Origin of the sequence: Thermotoga petrophila RKU-1 (assembly GCF_000016785.1) — a bacterium.
In the GTDB taxonomy this organism is placed as follows: domain Bacteria; phylum Thermotogota; class Thermotogae; order Thermotogales; family Thermotogaceae; genus Thermotoga; species Thermotoga petrophila.
Window position 1 is genome coordinate 638563 of record NC_009486.1, and the last position, 21156, is coordinate 659718.

Sequence of the window (21156 nt, forward strand, 5' to 3'; positions counted from 1 at the left end):
TCATTCTCCCTCCGCACCACGGATTGACTTTGTGAGAATAAAGAGATTTATCAATGCGAATCCGAAGATAATGATGAACATGTACCAGGAGATTGCCGCTGCACGACCAAGTTGTTGCCTTTCAAAGCCAACCATGTAGAGATAATAGACCATTGTTCTTGTACTTCCCGCAGGCCCTCCAGCGGTGAAGAAATACACCTGATCGAACAACCCAAAAGCTAGAAGGACCTGTCGCACAACATCGAAAAACAACACATTCCTCATCCAGGGCAGTGTGATATGTATGAATTGAGCCCATGGACCTGCTCCATCTATTTTTGCCGCTTCGTACTGTTCTGGAGGGATTCTCTGAAGCGCTCCCAGGTACAGTAGGATACTGAACCCGATGATCCACCAGACAGTGACACCAATGATACATACCCAGGCACGTGCAGGTGTTGCGAACCATGAAATTGGTTGTTTGAGAAGACCCAGCTTGGTGAGATAGTAGTTCAACAACCCGTTCGGAGCGGATGAAAAAATCCACCTCCAAGTTGTCAGAACACCAACAGAGCTGAAAAATGTGGGCGAAACAAAAGCGACCAGAAGCCACAGCTTACCGTACCATTTCTTTTTCAACAGAAGAGCAAATATCATCGAAACAGCCATGACGAGGGGAATGCTTATGATAGCAAACATCACTGTATTTTTAACGGATTGCCAGAATCTGGAATCGTTCCAGATTCTCACGTAGTTATCCAGTCCCACAAATTGTGTTGTTCCCAGAAGCGACCATCTGTAAAAGCTCATTACGAAACCATAAACAACCGGTATAACTATGAAAAGAACGAAGAAAAAGAAGTGGGGGAGCAGGAACCCCCATGCTCCCAGCTCCCTCTTCAAAACACGCTTCATTCTCATCTTCTTTAATTGTTTTTCCATGAGAATATCAGTTTTTTCTGCCATCCTTTCAACCCTCCAGCCCGCTCATTCTCCAACTGTTGCCCAGTAATCATCAATTATTTCCTGAGCAACCATTTCGGCTTCCTCCATTGCTTCCTCAGGCGTCATGCTCTTATTGATAAGCACTTCTTCAATGTATGGCACTATCTCGGCAAGGATCTCAGCTATGTACGGGAACATCTGGAAGGTTTTAACATAAGATACCTGTTGAGCAGCGACGTACAGATGTGGGAACTTTTCTTTAAATTCTTCGCTCTCAGCTATGGATTTCCTGGCGGGTGTCTGACCAGCCGCATACCATTCGATTGCGTGATCCCACAGATACTTAACCCAAGTCATCACGGCGTTGAAGGTCTTTTCATCTTCCACCATGACCTTTGGAATTGCGATCACATGTGAACCACCAAACACGGATTTTGTTGTTCCAAGCTGAGGAGCTGGTGCGTAACCAAAGTCATTTCCAAGCAGATCAAGCCATGGATTGATTGTCCAGATACCTGTTATCAAGATAGAACCTGCTCCAGACTCAAAGGTTGGCCCTGCATCGATAGGTTGATCAGGATACAATCCTTCTTTTTGAAGTTCCTGGAGGAATTTGAGAACTTTTATACCAGCTTCTTTGAATGCAGGACGCTTGAAGTCAGGTGTCAGAATATCTCCACCAAACTGCCACAGCAAATGTACAAATTCCCAATCCCAGCTTGGAGACTCACACCATGGGAATGAACCTTCTGGTGTGACTTTTCTGAGAGCTCTCAGAACGTTTACAAACTGTTCGCTGTTGAGTGGCCCTTCCTTCAATGGAAGGTCTGGATCAAGACCAGCTTTTTTGAAATTGTCTTTCCTGTAAGCCATGTAGAAAATCCAGACGTCAATTGGTATTCCATAATACTTACCGTCTTTTGTTACAAGTCCTTCAAGGACAGAGGGATAAATATCATCGATATCGATACCCCACTGTTGGAGTTCTTCTTTTGTGAAGGTTCTGAAGTGATCAAGAAACAGCGGCATGTCATGTTTTCTAATAAACAGAACCTGGGGAGCAGATTTCGTGGAAATACCTGTGGCAAGCTTTTGTTTGTATTCCAGAGAACTTCCTACGACAAGATGAACAATCTCAATATCAGGATGTGTTTCGTTGAACTTCTGAATGATCTGATCCATATACGCTCCATCAGCACCGGAGAGTGGCGTCATGAACGTAATTTGAATCTTGGCTATGAGTGGAAGAGCTAAAACAAGAACTACCAGAAATACCAGTAACTTCCTCATGAAAGTTCACCTCCATTCGAGTATATTCAAAGATAGGTACGTACCAATTTTCGGTTGTAATTATAACCTTTCCATCTCAAACAATTCAAGGTGAATTTTTTGGAAATATTTTCTTTTAGAGCCAACTGCAGACAACTAGAAATAATTATTCCCCGATTTCTCATTTTTTCACCTTCGTTCAATATTTTGAACCGAGATGTCACAGTCTATATAATATATGTACGTACAAAATGGATTGAGGAGGTGCAGCAATGAGATTTCTTTTTCTGATGATTACGCTAACAGCATTGACAGGTTATATTCTCGCCGACGAACAACCCACCTTTCGATGGGCAGTAGTACATGATCCATCAATTATTAAGGTAGGAAACATGTATTACGTTTTTGGAACACATCTTCAAGTCGCAAAATCGAAAGATCTAATGCATTGGGAACAAATAAATACGAGTGCTCATGACAAGAACCCCATCATTCCTAATATAAATGAAGAGCTAAAGGAAACCCTGAGTTGGGCAAGGACTCGAAACGACATCTGGGCGCCTCAGGTTATCCAACTTTCCGATGGAAGATACTACATGTATTACTGCGCTTCCACCTTTGGTTCACCAAGATCTGCCATAGGAATCGCAGTCTCCGATGATATAGAAGGTCCGTATAAACATTACGCAGTTATTGTGAAATCCGGTCAGGTGTATTCTGTGGACGGTCCGAGTGAAGATGGGACACCATACGACTCCAGAAAACATCCCAATGCACTCGATCCTGGCGTTTTTTATGATAAAGAAGGGAATTTGTGGATGGTTTACGGGTCCTGGTTTGGAGGAATTTATATTTTAAAGCTCGATCCTAACACAGGCCTTCCCCTTCCTGGACAGGGTTATGGTAAAAGGTTAGTGGGTGGAAATCACAGTTCCATGGAGGGGCCATACATCCTTTACAGTCCTGATACAGATTATTACTATCTCTTTCTGAGTTTTGGGGGCCTTGATTACAGAGGAGGATACAACATCAGAGTTGCAAGATCCAAGAACCCAAACGGACCTTACTACGATCCCGAGGGAAAGAGTATGGAAAACTGTATGGGAAGTAAAACAGTGATATCAAATTATGGGGCAAAGTTAGTTGGTAATTTTATCTTGAGTGAGAGTAATACTATCGATTTCAAAGCTTTTGGATACGTATCTCCTGGACACAACTCTGCCTATTACGATCCAGAAACTGGGAAGTACTTCATCTTCTTCCACACGAGGTTCCCCGGTAGAGGAGAGACCTACCAGCTCAGGGTCCACCAGCTTTTCCTCAACGAAGATGGGTGGTTTGTTATGGCTCCATTCCCATATGGTGGCGAAACAGTCTCAAAATTGCCCAATGAAGAAATAGTAGGTGAATATCAGTTCATTAATCATGGGAAGGAGATAACCGATAAAATCAAACAGCCTGTGAGAATAAAACTAAACAGCGATGGAAGCATAACCGGAGCTGTCGAAGGAAGGTGGGAGAGAAAGGAACACTACATTACCTTGAAAATCATCGAAGGAAATACAACTGTTATTTACAAAGGAGTACTCCTGAAACAGTGGCATTATTCGGAGAAAAAATGGGTGACGGTGTTTACAGCTCTTTCCAACCAAGGAGTTTCTGTGTGGGGAATAAGAGTGGAAGAATGATCCCAATACTCTAAACGGAGGTGTTAGGTCATGAGAAAGGCATTGTTTTTGTTTGCACTGACAGTGCTACTCGGTGTGGGGTTTGCTTTTGATCCCAACAACGATCCTTCTCTAATTGCTTACTTTCCGTTCGATGGAAACTTGAAGGATGCAACAGGTCATTTCGGAGAAGCCGTCAAGACTGGTAGAACCATAGGAAGCGTAGGGAGAGGACAGATAACATTTGTAGATGGTGTTGTTGGGCAGGCTTTGAAACTTCCTGGAAGTAGAGGACTTCTTCTTCCTGAAGACCTTATAAAAGATTACGATTATACGGTAGCGTTCTGGGTGTATGCCAACAATCTCACAAGATTTACAACGACGTTCTTTGGAGCCTACATAGACAAAGACCTGAAAATCCACTGGATCAGCTTTGTTCCTCTGTGCTGGAACAACGGTACAATGCTCTGGGCAAGAGATGAAGCCCAGAACGTGTGGTACGATGGCATTCTCAGTAAGAATATTGAACCTGGAAAGTGGTATCACGTTGCAATCTCTGTATTGAACGGCATTGTTCGAGTTTACATCAACGGTGAACAGGTCCTCACGAGGATCCAGATAAACGGACAGGAAAATCTCAACGGAAAACTCCCAGATGTATTCAGTCTGAAACCAGGAGGAGTGTTCGCTCTCGGAGCCAATTACTGGGATGCCCCATTCGATGGGATGTTTGATGAGTTGAGAATCTATGACAGAGCATTGGAACCGTCCGAAATAAGGGCACTATACAATTATGGCAGGTGATAAACACATATGAAAATCCTTTTGATGGCTACTTTGTTTCTTATCTTGCCGAGTGGTTGTCTTGTTTTAGGAATTGAGGATAATATTCCAAGTTTCAGATGGGCTACAGTCCACGATCCATCTGTTATAAAAGCTGGCGATACTTTCTACGTTTTTGGCTCACACCTTCAAATTGCCAAATCGAACGATCTGATGCACTGGACACAGGTGAACGTAGGGGTTTATAACAACAACCCCATAATCCCAAATATATTCACCGAGCTGAAAGAAACTTTCGAATGGGCTGAAACAAACACTCTTTGGGCACCCCATGTGATTCAGCTTCAAGATGGTAGGTACTACTTCTACTACTGTGCGTGCAGAGGAGATTCGCCACGATCAGCAATGGGGATCGCAGTCTCCGATAACATCGAGGGCCCTTACAGAAACCTCGGGATAATTCTGCGATCTGGGTATCGCCCCGGAGAAGGAATGTGTGAAGAAGGAGTACCATACGATGCGAGAATCCATCCAAACGTTGTGGATCCACATGTTTTTTACGACAAAGAAGGTAATCTTTGGATGGTTTACGGGTCCTACTCCGGTGGCATTTACATACTAAAGCTCGACCCAGAGACGGGTTTTCCTCTCCCAGGACAGGGGTACGGAAAGAAACTCACAGGAGGAAATCACAGCAGGATCGAAGGTCCCTTTATCCTCTACAGTCCTGATACAGATTATTACTATCTCTTTCTGAGCTTTGGAGGGCTCGACTACAGGGGAGGATACAACATCAGGGTTGCAAGGTCCAAAAACCCCGACGGTCCTTATTATGACGCAGAAGGTCGAAACATGATAGATTGTTACGGCCCGTCGTTCCTGGAAGGCAACGATCCTTACATAGCACCTTTCGGTGTGAAACTGGTGGGTAACTTCACCCTGAGCGAAGGAAACACCATAGACTTCCGAGTGTTCGGATACGTATCTCCGGGGCACAACTCTGCCTATTACGATCCAAAAACTGGGAAGTACTTCATCTTCTTCCACACGAGGTTCCCCGGCAGAGGAGAGACGTACCAGCTCAGGGTCCATCAGCTCTTCCTCAACGAAGACGGATGGTTCGTCATGGCTCCTTTCCCATATGCCGGTGAGACCATTGAAGATCTATCTTTTCAAGAGATAGCAGGGGAATATCAACTATTAATACATGATAAGGAAATGACGAACGAGATAAGGAAACCCGTGAGAATCGCTCTGAATCCGGACGGAACTGTCACTGGAGCTCAGACTGGTGAATGGGAGAAGAAGGGACATTATATAACTCTGAAACTCGAAGGAGAGATCTACAAAGGAGTGACCTTGAAACAGTGGCACTATTCCGAGAAAAAGTGGGTGACAGTGTTTTCCGCTCTATCACAGAAGGGAGTTTCAGTGTGGGGTATAAAAACTTCTGAGTAGCTAGGGGGTGTTTCTCATGAAGAAGTCCTTCTGGATTGTAACCCTGGGACTCCTCATACTACTGGGAGCCTGCGCACTAATTCAGCAACCGGTGAGCTTTAATCCTCTCACTGATGAGTCTCTTCTGGCTTATTTCCCATTTGACGGGACTCTGGAAGGTATTGTGAAAGGCGCCACAACCACTGCTATCACTTGCGGATCCACAATCGGCACACCAGGGGGAACCATCACGTACGCTGAAGGAAAAAAAGGAGAAGCCGCTGTCTTTGATGGAACCAGTGGGGTGGTGTTACCTGACGATATTGTAAACGACTACGATTACACAATCGCATTCTGGGTGAACATACACGCCTTTACAGATCACACCCCGACAGTGTTCGGTTCCTCTGAAGCAGGGTGGATAAGTTACATGGTACCGAAACCGTGGTGGAGAAACCCAGGAGAACCGGCTATATGGTCACTCTCTGGTGAGCAGTGGTCTACTTATGAAATGGACACAGTGCTGAGTTCGAACACATGGTACCACGTAGCCATCGTTGTTGACGATGGAGATCCAAGAGCTTATGTGAACGGTGCCACGGTCTCCCTATCATCACTAGAAAATCTCCCACTACCTGATATCTTTACAGATGCCACCTCTACCATTGCGGTTGGTGTTAACTACTGGGACACTCCCTTCCAGGGGATGATCGACGAACTCTTCATCTTCGACAGGGCCCTCAGCAGATCCGAAATACTGACGCTTTACAATCTCGGTTACGGTGAATGATAAGGAGGTGATTAGATGAAAAAATTACCGCTGGTGATCCTTGTAGCCTCCACCGTTCTGTTGACCCTCGCAGTTCAGTGTTTTAGAGAAGAGACGACGGAATCGTTCGATCCAGACAGAGACGAAACACTCATAGCGTGGTTTCCTTTTGACGGCGATCTTGCTGACAAAACAGGGAAATTCGGATCGGGCAGGGTAATAGGAGACAAAATAGGAAAAGAAGCAGCGGATGGAACGGTAAAATTCGTAGAAGGTGTTTCTGGACAAGCAGTCTACCTCGATGGTACAAAGGGCATACAGCTTCCGGATGATCTCATAAAAGACTACGACTACACTGTCTCGTTCTGGGTGAAATGGGAAGGGAATATTACCCCGTTCACACCGGTGTTCTTTGGTGCTTACGATCCGAACAGCTGGATCAGTATTCCTCCTTACCATTCAGCGGTGGCTGGTGGATCCTTCCTTCTGTGGTCCTTCAATGGCTACTGGTACGATGGAATCCTCAACGTTTCTTTCAAACCCGGTACCTGGTACCATGTCGTTGCCGTTGTAAACAACGGAAGAGCGAGAATTTATGTGAACGGTAAATATGTTCTTTCGAAGATACAGATAAACGGTGTTGAAGATATGACAGGAAAAGTTCCCGACGTCTTTAGGAAGAAACCCGGTGGAATATTCACAGTAGGTGTCAACTGGTGGGATCCCGCGTTCAATGGAGTAGTTGATGATCTGAGAATTTACGACAGATCCCTTTCGAAAGCGGAGATTGAGGTACTCTATGGAAAGAGGTGATCATCGTGAGGAAATATCTTTTTATCGCTATCCTGGTACTTTCATCTGTGATCGCTGTATCAGAGGATATCAATGAAGGACTGGTAGCATACTATCCGTTCGATGGAGATTTAAAAGACAAAACAGGAAATTTCGAAGAAGGGTATCTCGTTGGAAATAGGATAAATGTTCCGGCACTTGGAAATCCCAAGTTTGGTGAAGGAGTGGTAGGACAAGCTTTGGTCTTCGATGGAAAAAAGGGCGTTGTTCTGGGGGATGATCTCATAACCGATTACGACTATTCTGTTTCTTTCTGGCTCAAAATCGAAGATTTCACACAACATACCACTACATTCTTTGGATGTTATATAGACGAAGAAAACTACTTCCACTGGTTGAGTTTTGTGCCGTATGGCTGGAACAATGGAACCCTTCTGTGGGCCAGAGATGACAGGAAAAATATCTGGTTCGATGGAATTCCTCCATTCAATCTAGAAAAAGACAGGTGGTATCACGTTGTAATAGTCGTAGACAAAGGAAAAGCACACATGTTCGTAGACGGAAAGGAAGTGCCTCTGAAAGTACAGATCAACGGACAACCTGATCCCAATGGACTGGTACCAGACGTGTTCTCTGTGGGACCTGGTGGAGTATTCTCACTGGGTGTAAATTTCTGGGATCCACCTTTCAAAGGAATGATAGACGAATTGAGAATCTACGATCGGCCATTGACAGCGGAAGAGGTAAAGGAACTTTTCCAGAAAAGATAAAAGAGCCCCTGCTGGGGCTCTTTTTCATTTCTTCAACCACACCGCCATAGGACCCGGTTCTCTGTTAGCCCACATGTGATAAGGAACGAGAGTGAACTCTACTGTCTTTTTCCTGGCTTCAGTCAGCCTCCTGTACAGTTTCCCCTCCCACTCAGAAACGTCCAATGCTCTTCCAGTCCCTTTGAGGAAAACGGCCTCTCTGTCCAGTATCTTCCCTTTTTCTTCTTTCAGGTTCTCCGAATTCAGAACCAGTGTCCAAACATGAAAATCCGGGTTATCTGCTTGTTCTATACAGTAGACAACGGGGCCTCTTCTCACTGCAACCTTTTCAAGGTTGTCTCTCACGAAGGGATGTGCTTCGATGAACTCCACTTTCATAGGAAGTGAGAGTTCCACCGTGTGTTTTCCTTTCCAGCTCTGGCTCAATTTCACATAGCCGTTCTGCGGATTTGCTGTCACCGTTTTTCCGTCCACCCTGAGAACAAAATCATCTGCCCAGGAAGGAATCCTGAGAGATATGGAGAACGGTTCTTCAATGTCCGTTTCAACGGTGAAGGTCACTTCCCCACTCCATGGATAGTCCGTTTCCTGTTCTATCTCCACAACTGAGTTCTTGAAATTCAGCTTCGATGTGCTTTTCTCGTACAGATGAACCTGTACACCATCGTCCGATGTAGTGTACATGTATCCCGGGAAAGAAGCTATGAACCTGGCAAGGTTTGGTGGGCAACACGCACAGTCGAACCATTTCTGCCTTCTTGTTCTTCCGAGGTCTTCAAGTGGATTGAAGTAAAAGTAGTGCTTCCCATCGAGGGATATACCGGAGAGAAGTCCGTTGTACAGAACCTGTTCCATCACATCTGCAAATTTTCCCTCACCTGTTGCAAGAAGCATCCTGAAGTTCCACATGAAATTCGCTATTGAAGCACAGGACTCAGCGTAAGATCTTCTGTTTGAAAGCTCGTACTCTTCTCCGAAGGATTCCCAGTCGTGCCTGGAGCCCGCTCCTCCTGTGATGTACATCTTCTTCGTCACAAAATTCTCCCAGAGTCTGTTGAGGGCCTGCCAGATCTTTTCATCACCTGTTTCAAGATAAAGATCGGTAGCACCAGAGCAGAGATACAGAGCTCTCACCGCATGGCCTGTGATCTCTTCTAGCTCCACAAAAGGTTTGTGATCGATGAAGTACTCTGGTCCAGGATTTCTTGGGACGCTGGCAAGCCCTTTTCCACGTGCGTAAATGAAGTACCTTGCAAGGTCCAAATATTTTCTGTCTCCTGTTTCTCTGTAGAGCTCTACAAGTGCCATTTCCACTTCAGGATGCCCCGGTGCCCCTTCTTTTTTTCCAGGACCGAAAGTGTTGCAAATGTGATCTGCGAATCTTTTTGCCACTTCAAAGAGGAAGTTCTTTCCTGTCACTCTTCTGTGCGCAACGGCAGCCTGAATCAAATGACCTGCGTTGTACAACTCATGATTCCACGCAAGGTTCGTCCATCGCTCTTTTTTTCTCTCTCCAGAAAGATAGGTTCCAAGGTAACCGTCTTCATCCTGAGCAGCTTTCACCTCTTCTATCACGCTGTCAAGGATCTTCTCCAGCTCCGGAAGTTTCCTGTTCGCTAAAGCGAAGGACACTGCCTCAGTCCATTTGTACACGTCTGTGTCGTCGAACGGAAAAAATGTTTTGTAAGATCCTTCCATCTTTCCAGCAGCGATTCTGAAGTTGTCGAGCCTTCCCGTGCTTTCCAGAAGATCGTACTGTGTGGGAAGAGTCACGTTGACGAGAGTTTCAATGTATTTACCCATGAATCCATCTACCTTCACAGAACCGACAGGTATCGTTTTGAGCTTTGCATAAGGGCTTTTGGAAACTTCTACGATTCTGGACATAAGCGATATTCCTCCCTAATCATACAATTTTATACATTTAGGTACGTATATTATCCTTTACGTGAATTCTACACTGCCCACCTTTGTTAAATCAAGAAGTTTTTTTCACGCTTTCACAAACTATCCCTTCACCGCGCCGAAGGTGAGACCTCTGATTAGATATCTCTGGGCAACAAGAGCGAAAATCACAACGGGAAGCAAGGTGACTATACCGGCCGCGGAAAGTGGTCCCCAGGCAACTCTCCAGCCAGTGATGTATCTCCCAAGGAAAATGGGTAACGTTTGAGCACGTGCATCGTTCGTTAAAACAAGAGCCAGAAGGAACTCTCCCCAGCTTTGAATGAGAGAAAGTACTGCAACCGCTGCGAGTCCTGGGGCACTGAGTGGAAGAATCACGTAGAAGAACGTTTGAAAGGGAGTAGCTCCATCTACATAGGCCGCTTCATCTATCTCCCTTGGAATCTCTCTGAAAAAGCTGATAAGGAGCCAGACTCCAAGAGGCACGACTATAACAAGATGTGACAGAATGAGAGCCCACCAGGTGTTGATGAGTCTCAGTTTCGTGAATATCACGTACAGGGGAACAGCTGACACAATAGGTGGGAGCATTCTGATGGAGATGATCCACTCCGCCAAGAACGGACCTCCTACCCTGTAGCGGGCTATAGCGTAGGCAGCGAGGGCACTGATCACCGTTCCTATGAGTGCTACAGAGACACCAACCACTATACTGTTTCTCAAGTACGGAAAGATGTTTTCAATAGAACCGGTTGTTCCGCCGAAAACTTCTGTCTCCTTTGTTCCAAAGAAGTTGGAAAGGGTGGGTCTTGTCGGAAAGAATCTAGGAGGCATGGTGAACCACTCGTTTGAAGGCTTGAAAGCCGTGATCACAAGCCAGTAAACGGGAAAAAGAAAAAATATCAAACAAACGGCGATCAGAATGTATCTCACGATGGTCAGGATTTTTTTCATCACTCTTCACCCCCAAACCCCAGTTGTTGTCTCATTCTCACGAGTCTGAACACCATATTCACGAGGATCATTGCCACAATCAATAGCAGAACGCTCAACGCAGAGGCGTAACCGATGTTCCATCCAAAGGAAATACCCACCTTGTAGATGTAGAAACTGTAGGTGTGGGTCGCGGAACCTGGGCCACCCCAGGTTGTCATGAAGACGATATCAAAGGTCTTCAGACAGTCTATGATTCTCAAAACAAGAGCGACCAGAATCAGAGGTCTTAGAAGAGGAAACTCCACGTGCAGAAAGACTCTTCCCCAGTCGGCTCCATCCACCCGGGCCGCGTCGATGAGATCCTGAGGTATCGACTGAAGACCTGCGTATATCATGAGAAAGATGAAAGGAGTCCACTGCCAGACGTCTATGATAATGATTCCCAGTTGTGCATAGAATGGATCTCCAAGCCAAGAAATTTTGGAGACACCGAATAGTGACAGGAACCAGTTCACCGGTCCAAAGGCAAAGTTGTACAACATCTTCCAGGCAACCCCGGAAACTGCCGGTGGAATCATCATGGGAATGAGGAGGGAAGATCTGATTATTTTTTCTCCCCTGACGCCCCTTATCAGAAAAGCGATGAGAACACCGAGGACAAGTTCAATAGGGACTGCTATCGAAAGGAGCTTTGCTGTGAATTTCATAGATTCAATAGCAGTTGAATCTCTGAAAATTTGAAAGTAATTCGAGAGACCTATGAAGTGAGTCTCCGCACTCTTTGAAAGATCGTAATCCCTGAAAGAAGCCCAGATCATGAAACCAAATGGATATATCGTCATGGCAAGAAAAAGAGCGAGAACAGGAAGGACCATCAGCCAGGGAACGATTCTTCTCTTCATATGGAAAGGGGGCGAGTGCCCCCTCTTCACCTCCTTATTTTCCAAGAATCTCTTCCCACTTCTTTGCGAGATCGTTCAGGGTTTCCATGGAGAGCGGGAGTTCTTCGGAGAGGATCTTGGAGAAGGTCTCAACGGTGATGTCTTCGAGTCTTGGTTCCTCCGGTATTCTTGGTCTGTGGGTCTGTGTAACGTAAGTCACTTCGAGGGCTGGTACTCTGGGATCGGCCGCTCTCACTTCTGGATCCTTGAGTGTCGATATCCTCGCCGGTGCAACCGCGAATCTCAGGAATTTGTTCTTGTCAGCCCATTTGCTGGTGGCGAAAATGATGAATTTGAACGCAGCGAGCTTCTTGTCTTCAGGTATGAACTTGTTGATGCCAAGTGCCCATTGACCGCTCACAGACCGACCGGGCATAGGTATGATTCCAACTTTGTCTTCCCCGAGTGTGTTCTTGAAGATCAGATACGGTCCCGTCCATTGAGGTACCATAGCAACGAGTCCCTGGTTGAAGTACTCAATCGTTTCACCGTAATCAGAACCGAGTGGATCTGGACTGTAAGGCATGAGTTTTTTCATCATTTCAAGTGCTTTCAATCCTTCTTCGCTGTTGAAGGCTGGTTTGTGATCCGCTGTGAAATACTCACCGAATTCAAGATCCGCAGTTCCGTGCCTCATGATACCGAGTGGTGCGTTCCTGTACTCACCGAAAAACAGCAGATACATGTAGAAGAGTGTGTGGGTTCTCGGGAACATGAGGGCGATTCCGTAGTCTGTTGGAGAGCTCTTGTTGTATTTTTTGGTGAAGAATTCCGCTATTTCTACAACTTCTTCCCAGGTGGTCGGGAGGGTGAGTTCTCTACCGTATTTTTCCTTGAACGCTTGTTTTATCTTTGGATCTTCAAAGAGATCTTTTCTGTAATAGAAGAGCATTGTGTTGTTGTAGAACGGAAGGCCTATGAGTTTCCCTTGCCATTTTCCAGATTCTTCCAGAACCTGTGGGATAAAATCGTTCAAATCATAGGAACAAGTTCTGGATGTTGTTTCATGAACTCTCCAAGGTCAACCAGTCCGAAAGAGACGGCTCCAGTGGTCATCACATCGTAAGTGAAAGCATCGAACGATCCAGCCTGAGATCTGAGATCCTGCAGTAGTTTTGGATACAACACTTCCCACGAAAGAGGTACGATCTCAACCTGAATTTCGGGATTCTGTTTCATGAACTCCTGGGCAAGCCACTTCAGGGCGTCCGCGTTGTCTGGAGAACAGAGAACGGAGATTTTAACCGAGAAGATCAACGAGGTGATGATGAGAAAGATCAACAGTAAAAATCTCTTCATACAAATCCCCCCTGCCTAAAAATAGTGGATAACGGTACGTACCGATGGTAGTATATCATATCTGTCAACAAAGAATTATCCTATAGTCAATTAGTTAACATAAATATCCGCAAAAGCGAACATGATACGTATAAAGGTACGTACTTTTATGTTATACTAAAAGGATGAAACCATGAGAAAGGAGGTCGGAGAATGATAGATCTCAAGCAGTACGAGTTCTGGTTTCTCGTCGGAAGTCAGTATCTTTACGGTCTGGAAACCCTGAAAAAGGTGGAACAACAGGCAAGTAAGATCGTGGATTCACTGAACGATGACCCCATCTTCCCTTCAAAGATCGTTCTGAAGCCGGTTTTGAAGAGTTCTTCTGAAATCACAGAAATCTTTGAGAAAGCAAACGCAGACCCCAAATGCGCAGGGGTTATCGTTTGGATGCACACTTTTTCCCCATCGAAGATGTGGATACGGGGACTCTCTATAAACAAAAAACCCCTGCTTCACCTTCACACGCAGTACAACAGAGAGATTCCATGGGATACGATCGATATGGATTACATGAACCTGAACCAGTCTGCACACGGAGACAGAGAGCATGGGTTCATACATGCAAGGATGAGACTTCCAAGGAAAGTTGTGGTGGGACACTGGGAAGAGAAAGAAGTCAGAGAAAAGATCGCAAAGTGGATGAGAGTGGCCTGTGCGATACAGGATGGAAGAACGGGACAGATAGTCAGGTTCGGCGACAACATGAGAGAAGTCGCCAGCACCGAAGGTGACAAGGTAGAAGCCCAGATAAAACTCGGCTGGTCCATAAACACATGGGGAGTTGGAGAACTTGCAGAGAGAGTGAAAGCCGTTCCGGACAACGAGGTAGAGGAACTTCTCACAGAATACAGAGAAAAATACATCATGCCAGAGGATGAATACAGTCTCAAGGCAATAAGAGAGCAGGCGAAAATAGAAATTGCTCTGAGAGAATTTTTGAAAGAAAAGAACGCTATTGCCTTCACCACCACGTTCGAGGACCTGCACGATCTTCCACAGCTTCCCGGGCTCGCGGTCCAGAGACTCATGGAGGAAGGATACGGTTTTGGTGCAGAAGGTGACTGGAAAGCAGCGGGATTGGTTAGAGCCATCAAGGTAATGGGAACGGGTCTTCCCGGCGGAACTTCCTTTATGGAAGACTACACTTACCACCTCACTCCCGGAAACGAACTCGTTTTAGGGGCTCACATGCTCGAGGTATGTCCAACGATAGCAAAGGAAAAACCACGAATAGAGGTTCACCCTCTCAGCATCGGCGGGAAAGCAGATCCTGCCCGTCTTGTCTTCGACGGTCAGGAAGGACCAGCCGTTAACGCATCGATCGTTGACATGGGTAACAGGTTCAGACTCGTTGTGAACAAGGTTTTATCCGTTCCCATAGAGAGGAAGATGCCAAAACTCCCAACAGCCAGGGTCCTTTGGAAACCGCTGCCTGATTTCAAGAGGGCCACTACTGCATGGATACTCGCTGGAGGATCACACCACACTGCCTTTTCAACAGCCATTGACGTGGAATACCTCATCGACTGGGCGGAGGCATTGGAAATCGAATACGTCGTCATCGATGAGAATTTGGATCTCGAGGACTTCAAAAAAGAACTGAGATGGAACGAACTCTACTGGGGGCTTTTAAAAAGATGAAAGAGGGGCGAAGGCCCCTCATTTTTTTGGATACGTCACCGACTCTCTCATGATGAGTTTTGGTTTGAAAACATATTTCTCGGGCTTTTCACCATCGATCATCTTCAAAAGGATCTCAACTGCCTTCTTTCCAACTTCTTCTTTGGGATGTTCGAAAGTGGTCAGAATCTCTCTGAAATCACCTATGGGAGCATCGTCGAAACCTATGACAGAAACGTCTTCTGGTATACTCAAACCCATTCTTTTTGCTGCAAGGAAAAACTGAAGGGCCGTTGCATCGTTGTAGCAGAAAACTGCGGTTGGACGCTGATCTTTCGGCAAAGATAGGAGTTCAAAGGCACTTTGCATAACGATACCTGTGAATTCTGAAACGTGAAAAGATTTCTCGTGGATTTTTTCAAAACCGAGTTCTCTCCCTCGTTTCAGAAAGGCCTGGGCTCTCACAACACTGGGAAGGTGTATTGTTTTATACAACACAGCCACATTCCTGTGTCCGTACTGATAAAATATCTCCGCTGCTTTTTCTCCTCCGTACCAGTCGTCGAGAACAACACTTCCCACACCCTCTATGTCCCAGTTGGTGTGTACCAAAACTACCTTCGTGCCTCTTTTTGCTATTTCTCCTATCAAATCTCTGTTGGAGCGTTTGGTGGCACTGTAGACAGGGTCTATTATTAGACCATCCACACCAACTTCCAGCCATTCGTTTATGATCTGTCTCTCTTTGTGAGGGTCCTCAGAAGCGTTTCCAAGAAGCATCTTGTACCCGTTTGCAAACAGAACCTCTTCGGCGCCGAGTGCTATATATGGAAATATGTAACTTGTGATCTGCTGGACAAGAATGCCAACGACCTTGTTTTTCTTTTCTATGTTCACAAACGTTCCAAGTCCTGGCTTTCTGATGACCAGGTTTTTAACTACCAGTCTTTCAAGGGCCTTTCTCACCGTTTCCCGACTGGCGTTGAATCTTTCCATTAACTCTTTCTCGGTGGGGAGTTTGTCTCCGTGTTTGTACTTTCCAGATTTTATTTCATCGATCAGAAATTTTTCAATTATTCTGTATTTTGGAAGGATTGCAAATCACCTCTCCTTTACCTGCCAATCTTCTCGACTATTTCTTTCGTATCCCTCGCTATCATGAGCTCCTCGTTTGTTGGAACAACCAGTACTTTCACACGGGAATCGAGAGTGGAGATTATGCCTTCCTTTCCTCTTATTGTTTCTTCGTTCTTCTGTTTGTCAAGCTTCACTCCGAGAAATTCCAGGTAAGAACACACATCTTCCCTTGTGATTGGAGAGTTTTCTCCAACACCGGCTGTGAAGACTATGGCATCAACACCGTTCATCGCAGCAGCGTACGCGCCTATGTATTTGGCGATCCTGTAGTGGTAGATGTCGAGGATGAGCTTGCACCATTCGTCTCCTTTCAAGGCAGCCTCTTCGATGTCCCTCATGTCGGAGCTGAAGCCCTTTGAAAGTCCGTAGACACCACTCTTTTTGTTAAGTATATCGTACATCTCCTGGGGGGATATACCTTCTTTTTCCATGATGAAGAAGGGAATTGCCGGATCCAAATCACCGGACCTTGTACCCATAACGAGTCCTTCAAGCGGTGTGAATCCCATGGAGGTATCGACGCACTTTCCATATTTCACAGCGGCTACTGAAGCTCCGTTTCCTATGTGACAGGTGATGATCTTGAGTTCTTCCAGCTTTTTACCAAGGATCTCCGCCGCTCTTTTCGAAACGTACCTGTGACTTGTACCGTGAAAACCGTAGCGTCTGATTCTGTGCTTCTCGTAGTATTCGTACGGTATAGCGTAAAGATATGCTTTCTGAGGAATCGTCTGGTGGAAAGCTGTGTCGAAAACAACCACATTTGGTACTCCTGGAAGGAGCTTCATGGCAGCTTTTATTCCCATGAGATTCGCAGGGTTGTGAAGCGGTGCAAGAGGTGAAACCTCTTCGATCGCTTTGAGCACTTCCTCGTCCACAAGCACCGATTCTTTGAATCTTTCACCACCGTGAACCACCCTGTGACCAACGGCATCGATCTCCTTTAGATCTTTTATGACTCCAAGTTTTTCATCGACCAATGTGTTCAATATGAGTTTCAATGCTTCCTCGTGATCCGGAAGTTCTCTTTCTATCACATACTTTTCGTCGTTCACTCTGTGAACGAGCCTGCTGCCTTCAATGCCGATTCTTTCTGCGATACCCTTACAAAGAACTTTCTCACCGTCCATCTCGATGAGCTGGTACTTTATTGAGGAACTTCCCGAGTTTATCACCAGTACTTTCATTCTCTCTTCACCTCACGCCTTTCCGCTAGATCCGAATATTCTGATTCTCTCTTTGACGATTTCTTTCACTTGTTCGAAGACAGGCCCAAAAATCTTTCTGGGATCTATCTGAGACTTGTCTTCTGAGAGAACCTTCCTGAGATACGCAACGAAGGTAATTCTCAGGTCGGTGTCCGTGTTTATCTTGTTGATACCAAGTTCTATAGCTTTCTTCAACATGTCTTCAGGAACACCTTTCGCGCCGGAAAGCTCGGCACCGTATTCGTTCGCCAGTTTCACTACATCCTGTGGAACCATGGAAGCTCCGTGAAGAACGAGTGGTATCTGGGTGTATTCCTTCACTTTCTTCAGTCGTTCAAAGTCGAGCTGTGCTTCCCCTTTGAACTTGAACGCACCATGACTGGTTCCAATGGCTGGAGCTAAGAAATCCACTTCTGTTTCCTTCACAAATACCTTTGCTTCCTCTGGATCGACAAGTACGGACTCTTTTTCCACCACGTTGTCCTCTATTCCCTTGAGTTTTCCGAGTTCCGCTTCTACACTTATACCAACCGCGTGAGCTATCTCCACGATTCTCTTCGTCTCTCTGAGGTTTTCCTCGAAGGGAAGATGTGAAGCGTCGATCATCACCGAAGAGTAACCCGCTTTTATGGCGGCCATGATGATTTTAAAGTCCCTTCCGTGGTCCAGGTGGAGTGCGACAGGAACCGAAAGTTTCTCAGCGTAAGTTCTCACCATTTCAACGGCAAGTTTTGCTCCTGCCTCTATATCGCCTTTTCCTATGTACTTTATTGCCCCTTCCGATGTGGCGACGATGACCGGTGCTTTTTCTTCCTCAGCGGCTTCAAGAATCGCCTGAAGGAATTCCATGTTGTTGAAATTGAACGCACCAACAGCGTATCTCTCTTTGCTGGCTTTTTCCAGAATTTCTTTTGTGCTCTTTACATAAGGCATTGTCACACCTCCTTCAATGTAAAGGCCGGGACAAGCCCGGCCTTCAATTATTTCTTGTTTTTGAGAGCTGCCTGAGCTGCTGCAAGTCTGGCAACGGGTACTCTGTACGGCGAACAGGAAACGTAGTCGAGTCCGATCTTGTCGAAGAACAGTATGGATCTCGGATCTCCACCGTGTTCTCCACAGACGCCAACTTTGAGATCGGGTCTTGTGCTTCTTCCTTTCTCTTTACCCATCCTCACCAGTTCTCCAACACCGTCGTAGTCCAGCGTCTTGAACGGATCGTGTTCGAGGATGCCCTTTTCAAGGTACTCAGGCAGGAACTTTCCAACGTCGTCTCGGCTGAATCCGAAGGTCATCTGTGTGAGGTCGTTGGTACCGAAGCTGAAGAATTCAGCTTCTTCCGCTATCTGATGGGCGGTGACAGCAGCCCTTGGAACTTCGATCATGGTTCCGATCTTGTAAGTGAGCTCGACACCAGCTTCTTTTATGAGAGCGTCGGCCGTTTCCTTGATGATCTTCTTCAGGTACCTGAGTTCGTTAACGTGTCCCACAAGAGGAATCATGATTTCAGGTATCACATCTATTCCTTCCTCTTTCTTGAGTTCGATGGCCGCTCCAATTATTGCTTTGGTCTGCATCACAGCGATCTCAGGATAGGTGATGGTGAGCCTACAACCTCTGTGTCCGAGCATCGGGTTGAGTTCTCTGAGATTCTCCACGACGTTCTTGAGTTCCTCAAAGGAGACTCCCATCTGTTCGGCAACTTCCTTGATCTGTTCATCTTCTTGCGGCAGGAATTCGTGAAGAGGAGGATCTATGAGCCTTATGGTGACAGGAAGTCCTTTCATCACCCTGAACAATCCTTTGAAGTCCTCTTTCTGAAGTGGCAGAAGTTCATCCAGAGCCTTTTCTCTTTCTTCTTTTGTCTTTGCGAGGATCATCCTTCTAACCTTGGGTATTCTATCCTTTTCGAAGAACATGTGTTCTGTTCTGCAGAGCCCAATTCCTTCAGCACCGAATTTTCTCGCAATTTCCGCGTCTCTCGGTATATCTGCGTTGGTTCTCACACCGAGTCTTCTGATCTCATCGGCCCACTGCAGAAGTTCTGCGACTGGTCCTTCAAGACCCTGTGGTTTTATTGTTGTCACTTTTCCAAGGAGAACCTCACCGGTCGTTCCATCGATTGAGATCCATTCTCCTTCTTTTACAACGACGTCTCCCACTTTGAAGTAGCCTTCCTCAGGATGGACTTCTATGGATTCTGCTCCGACGACTGCTGGCTTACCCATTCCTCTCGCGACAACGGCAGCGTGAGAGGTCATTCCTCCTCTGGAGGTCAGAATTCCCTGTGCAACGGCCATTCCTCCGACGTCTTCGGGGCTGGTTTCAGGTCTCACAAGAATAACCTGTTCACCTGCTTTACCAAGTTCTTCGGCTTTCTTGGCGTTGAAAACGACCTTACCCGTTGCAGCACCTGGAGACGCAGGAAGCCCTTTCGCGATGACTTTTGCCTGGGCCTTTTCTTTTGGATCGAACACAGGATGAAGCACCTGTTCGACGTCTTCAGGTCTCACTCTGAGAATAGCTTCCTCTTTGGTGATGAGTCCTTCGTGGACCATGTCAACGGCGATCCTGATAGCTGCCTGAGATGTTCTCTTTCCACTTCTTGTCTGAAGCAGGTAGAGTTTCCCTTTTTCGATGGTGAACTCGATGTCCTGCATGTCTCTGTAGTGTTTTTCGAGTCTTTCCATTATTTCAAGGAGCTGATTGTAGACCTCCGGCATTCTGTTCTTCAACTCTTCAAGTTTGAGGGGGGTTCTGATACCCGCAACAACGTCCTCACCCTGGGCGTTGGGCAGGAACTCTCCATAAGGTTTCTTCTCTCCAGTGTTCGGGTCTCTTGTGAAAGCGACACCCGTTCCGGAGTCTTCTCCCATGTTTCCAAAGACCATCGCGACGATGTTCACGGCCGTACCGAGGAGATCTCCCTCTTTGATTCCGTGAATTTCTCTGTACTTGATAGCTCTCTCGTTCATCCAGCTACCGAACACCGCATCGATCGCAAGCCAGAGCTGTTTCCAGGGATCCTGCGGAAATTCTTTTCCTTCTTCCTTGTAGATCTGTTTGTATCTTTCAACGAGTTTTTTGAGGTCTTCTGCATCCAGTTCGGTGTCGAGCTTCACACCTTTTTCCTTCTTGAGTTCTTCGAGTGCCTTTTCGAATTTCTCGTGAGGTATCTTCAGAACCACATCACCGAACATCTGAAGGAATCTTCTGTAAGCGTCGTAGGCAAACCTTTCGTTGTTAGTCAGTTTTGCAAGACCTTTCACTGTCTCATCGTTGAGACCAAGATTGAGAACGGTGTCCATCATTCCAGGCATTGAAATGGCTGCACCAGATCTGACGGAGACAAGGAGTGGATTGTTGGGGTCACCGAACTTTTTCCCGGTAACCTCCTCGAGTCTCCTCATTGCCTCTTCAACCTGTTCTTTCAGTTCTTCTGGATAAGTTCTTCCGTGGTCGTAGTAGTACTTACAAACTTCCGCAGAAATGGTGAATCCGGGAGGAACAGGAATTCCAAGGTTGGTCATCTCTGCGAGGTTGGCACCTTTTCCACCGAGGATATCTTTCATGTCCGCTCGGCCTTCTGCCTTACCGTTTGCGAAGAAGTACACGTATTTCTTTGCCATCTTCTGACTCCCTCCTTTTCCTTTCGTATCC

The 21156-nt window shown here is 46.1% G+C and carries 18 protein-coding genes; 7 read left to right on the plus strand and 11 right to left on the minus strand.

Going from position 1 to position 21156, the window contains the following annotated elements:
* Positions 1-945 (minus strand): carbohydrate ABC transporter permease, encoded by a 945-nt coding sequence (locus TPET_RS03220; protein ID WP_011943245.1) that lies wholly within the window; start codon positions 943-945, stop codon positions 1-3.
* A gap of 21 nt (positions 946-966) precedes the next feature.
* Positions 967-2214 carry an extracellular solute-binding protein gene (locus TPET_RS03225; RefSeq protein ID WP_011943246.1) on the minus strand — a complete coding sequence of 416 codons (1248 nt, stop codon included), beginning with the start codon at positions 2212-2214 and terminating at the stop codon, positions 967-969.
* A gap of 251 nt (positions 2215-2465) precedes the next feature.
* Here TPET_RS03225 and TPET_RS03230 point away from each other — a divergent pair, with 251 nt between their 5' ends.
* The 6 genes from TPET_RS03230 to TPET_RS03255 are packed head-to-tail and all read left to right on the plus strand — an operon-like array spanning position 2466 to position 8411.
* The gene (locus TPET_RS03230) at positions 2466-3881 is read left to right on the plus strand and encodes an arabinan endo-1,5-alpha-L-arabinosidase (RefSeq protein ID WP_011943247.1); all 1416 of its coding nucleotides are present in this window, start codon (positions 2466-2468) and stop codon (positions 3879-3881) included.
* Between the two features lie 30 nt (positions 3882-3911).
* Positions 3912-4664, plus strand: coding sequence for a LamG domain-containing protein (locus TPET_RS03235; RefSeq protein ID WP_011943248.1), 753 nt, complete (start codon positions 3912-3914; stop codon positions 4662-4664).
* Positions 4665-4673: 9 nt separating this feature from the next.
* Positions 4674-6101 (plus strand): glycoside hydrolase family 43 protein, encoded by a 1428-nt coding sequence (locus tag TPET_RS03240; RefSeq protein WP_011943249.1) that lies wholly within the window; start codon positions 4674-4676, stop codon positions 6099-6101.
* A 16-nt stretch (positions 6102-6117) separates the two neighbouring features.
* Complete coding sequence (locus tag TPET_RS03245; protein WP_011943250.1) at positions 6118-6870, plus strand: LamG domain-containing protein; 753 nt, start codon at positions 6118-6120, stop codon at positions 6868-6870.
* A 15-nt stretch (positions 6871-6885) separates the two neighbouring features.
* Positions 6886-7662, plus strand: coding sequence for a LamG domain-containing protein (locus TPET_RS03250; RefSeq protein ID WP_011943251.1), 777 nt, complete (start codon positions 6886-6888; stop codon positions 7660-7662).
* A 5-nt stretch (positions 7663-7667) separates the two neighbouring features.
* Positions 7668-8411 carry a LamG domain-containing protein gene (locus TPET_RS03255; protein WP_011943252.1) on the plus strand — a complete coding sequence of 248 codons (744 nt, stop codon included), beginning with the start codon at positions 7668-7670 and terminating at the stop codon, positions 8409-8411.
* A 24-nt stretch (positions 8412-8435) separates the two neighbouring features.
* Here the strand turns inward: TPET_RS03255 and TPET_RS03260 are convergent, their stop codons facing one another.
* From TPET_RS03260 to TPET_RS09590, 5 genes are all read right to left on the minus strand, one after another.
* A complete protein-coding gene (locus TPET_RS03260; RefSeq protein WP_011943253.1) occupies positions 8436-10298 on the minus strand; it encodes a glycoside hydrolase family 127 protein in 1863 nt (620 codons plus the stop codon).
* Positions 10299-10418: 120 nt separating this feature from the next.
* Positions 10419-11270, minus strand: coding sequence for a carbohydrate ABC transporter permease (locus TPET_RS03265; RefSeq protein WP_011943254.1), 852 nt, complete (start codon positions 11268-11270; stop codon positions 10419-10421).
* Complete coding sequence (locus tag TPET_RS03270; RefSeq protein WP_048810857.1) at positions 11270-12154, minus strand: carbohydrate ABC transporter permease; 885 nt, start codon at positions 12152-12154, stop codon at positions 11270-11272. The genes TPET_RS03265 and TPET_RS03270 overlap by 1 nt, the downstream gene beginning before the upstream one ends.
* A gap of 34 nt (positions 12155-12188) precedes the next feature.
* The gene (locus tag TPET_RS03275) at positions 12189-13169 is read right to left on the minus strand and encodes an extracellular solute-binding protein (RefSeq protein ID WP_011943256.1); all 981 of its coding nucleotides are present in this window, start codon (positions 13167-13169) and stop codon (positions 12189-12191) included.
* On the minus strand, positions 13166-13492 hold the full coding sequence (locus TPET_RS09590) for a type 2 periplasmic-binding domain-containing protein (protein WP_011943257.1): 327 nt from the start codon (positions 13490-13492) through the stop codon (positions 13166-13168). The genes TPET_RS03275 and TPET_RS09590 overlap by 4 nt, the downstream gene beginning before the upstream one ends.
* 192 nt (positions 13493-13684) lie before the next feature.
* Here TPET_RS09590 and araA point away from each other — a divergent pair, with 192 nt between their 5' ends.
* Positions 13685-15175, plus strand: a complete 1491-nt coding sequence (gene araA / locus TPET_RS03280) for an L-arabinose isomerase (RefSeq protein ID WP_011943258.1) — start codon at positions 13685-13687, stop codon at positions 15173-15175.
* A gap of 18 nt (positions 15176-15193) precedes the next feature.
* On the opposite strand, the gene TPET_RS03285 is transcribed toward araA, so the two are convergent.
* Genes TPET_RS03285 through ppdK form a run of 4 tightly spaced genes read right to left on the minus strand, consistent with a single transcriptional unit; the run spans position 15194 to position 21125 of the window.
* Positions 15194-16249: a GntR family transcriptional regulator gene (locus TPET_RS03285; protein WP_083756013.1), complete on the minus strand. Its 1056-nt coding sequence runs from the start codon at positions 16247-16249 to the stop codon at positions 15194-15196.
* A 17-nt stretch (positions 16250-16266) separates the two neighbouring features.
* Positions 16267-17478: an acetate kinase gene (ackA, locus tag TPET_RS03290; RefSeq protein ID WP_011943260.1), complete on the minus strand. Its 1212-nt coding sequence runs from the start codon at positions 17476-17478 to the stop codon at positions 16267-16269.
* A 12-nt stretch (positions 17479-17490) separates the two neighbouring features.
* Complete coding sequence (fba, locus tag TPET_RS03295) at positions 17491-18432, minus strand: class II fructose-1,6-bisphosphate aldolase (protein ID WP_011943261.1); 942 nt, start codon at positions 18430-18432, stop codon at positions 17491-17493.
* A gap of 47 nt (positions 18433-18479) precedes the next feature.
* Positions 18480-21125: a pyruvate, phosphate dikinase gene (gene ppdK / locus TPET_RS03300; protein WP_011943262.1), complete on the minus strand. Its 2646-nt coding sequence runs from the start codon at positions 21123-21125 to the stop codon at positions 18480-18482.
* Positions 21126-21156: the final 31 nt, after the last annotated feature.

Excerpts from the sequence above, each read along its gene's own strand:
- TPET_RS03220 (WP_011943245.1), bottom strand. The coding sequence starts at position 945 with ATGGCAGAAAAAACTGATATTCTCATGGAAAAACAATTAAAGAAGATG.
- TPET_RS03225 (WP_011943246.1), bottom strand. The coding sequence starts at position 2,214 with ATGAGGAAGTTACTGGTATTTCTGGTAGTTCTTGTTTTAGCTCTTCCA.
- TPET_RS03230 (WP_011943247.1), top strand. The coding sequence starts at position 2,466 with ATGAGATTTCTTTTTCTGATGATTACGCTAACAGCATTGACAGGTTAT.
- TPET_RS03235 (WP_011943248.1), top strand. The coding sequence starts at position 3,912 with ATGAGAAAGGCATTGTTTTTGTTTGCACTGACAGTGCTACTCGGTGTG.
- TPET_RS03240 (WP_011943249.1), top strand. The coding sequence starts at position 4,674 with ATGAAAATCCTTTTGATGGCTACTTTGTTTCTTATCTTGCCGAGTGGT.
- TPET_RS03245 (WP_011943250.1), top strand. The coding sequence starts at position 6,118 with ATGAAGAAGTCCTTCTGGATTGTAACCCTGGGACTCCTCATACTACTG.
- TPET_RS03250 (WP_011943251.1), top strand. The coding sequence starts at position 6,886 with ATGAAAAAATTACCGCTGGTGATCCTTGTAGCCTCCACCGTTCTGTTG.
- TPET_RS03260 (WP_011943253.1), bottom strand. The coding sequence starts at position 10,298 with ATGTCCAGAATCGTAGAAGTTTCCAAAAGCCCTTATGCAAAGCTCAAA.
- TPET_RS03265 (WP_011943254.1), bottom strand. The coding sequence starts at position 11,270 with ATGAAAAAAATCCTGACCATCGTGAGATACATTCTGATCGCCGTTTGT.
- TPET_RS03270 (WP_048810857.1), bottom strand. The coding sequence starts at position 12,154 with ATGAAGAGAAGAATCGTTCCCTGGCTGATGGTCCTTCCTGTTCTCGCT.
- TPET_RS09590 (WP_011943257.1), bottom strand. The coding sequence starts at position 13,492 with ATGAAGAGATTTTTACTGTTGATCTTTCTCATCATCACCTCGTTGATC.
- araA (WP_011943258.1), top strand. The coding sequence starts at position 13,685 with ATGATAGATCTCAAGCAGTACGAGTTCTGGTTTCTCGTCGGAAGTCAG.
- ackA (WP_011943260.1), bottom strand. The coding sequence starts at position 17,478 with ATGAAAGTACTGGTGATAAACTCGGGAAGTTCCTCAATAAAGTACCAG.
- fba (WP_011943261.1), bottom strand. The coding sequence starts at position 18,432 with ATGCCTTATGTAAAGAGCACAAAAGAAATTCTGGAAAAAGCCAGCAAA.
- ppdK (WP_011943262.1), bottom strand. The coding sequence starts at position 21,125 with ATGGCAAAGAAATACGTGTACTTCTTCGCAAACGGTAAGGCAGAAGGC.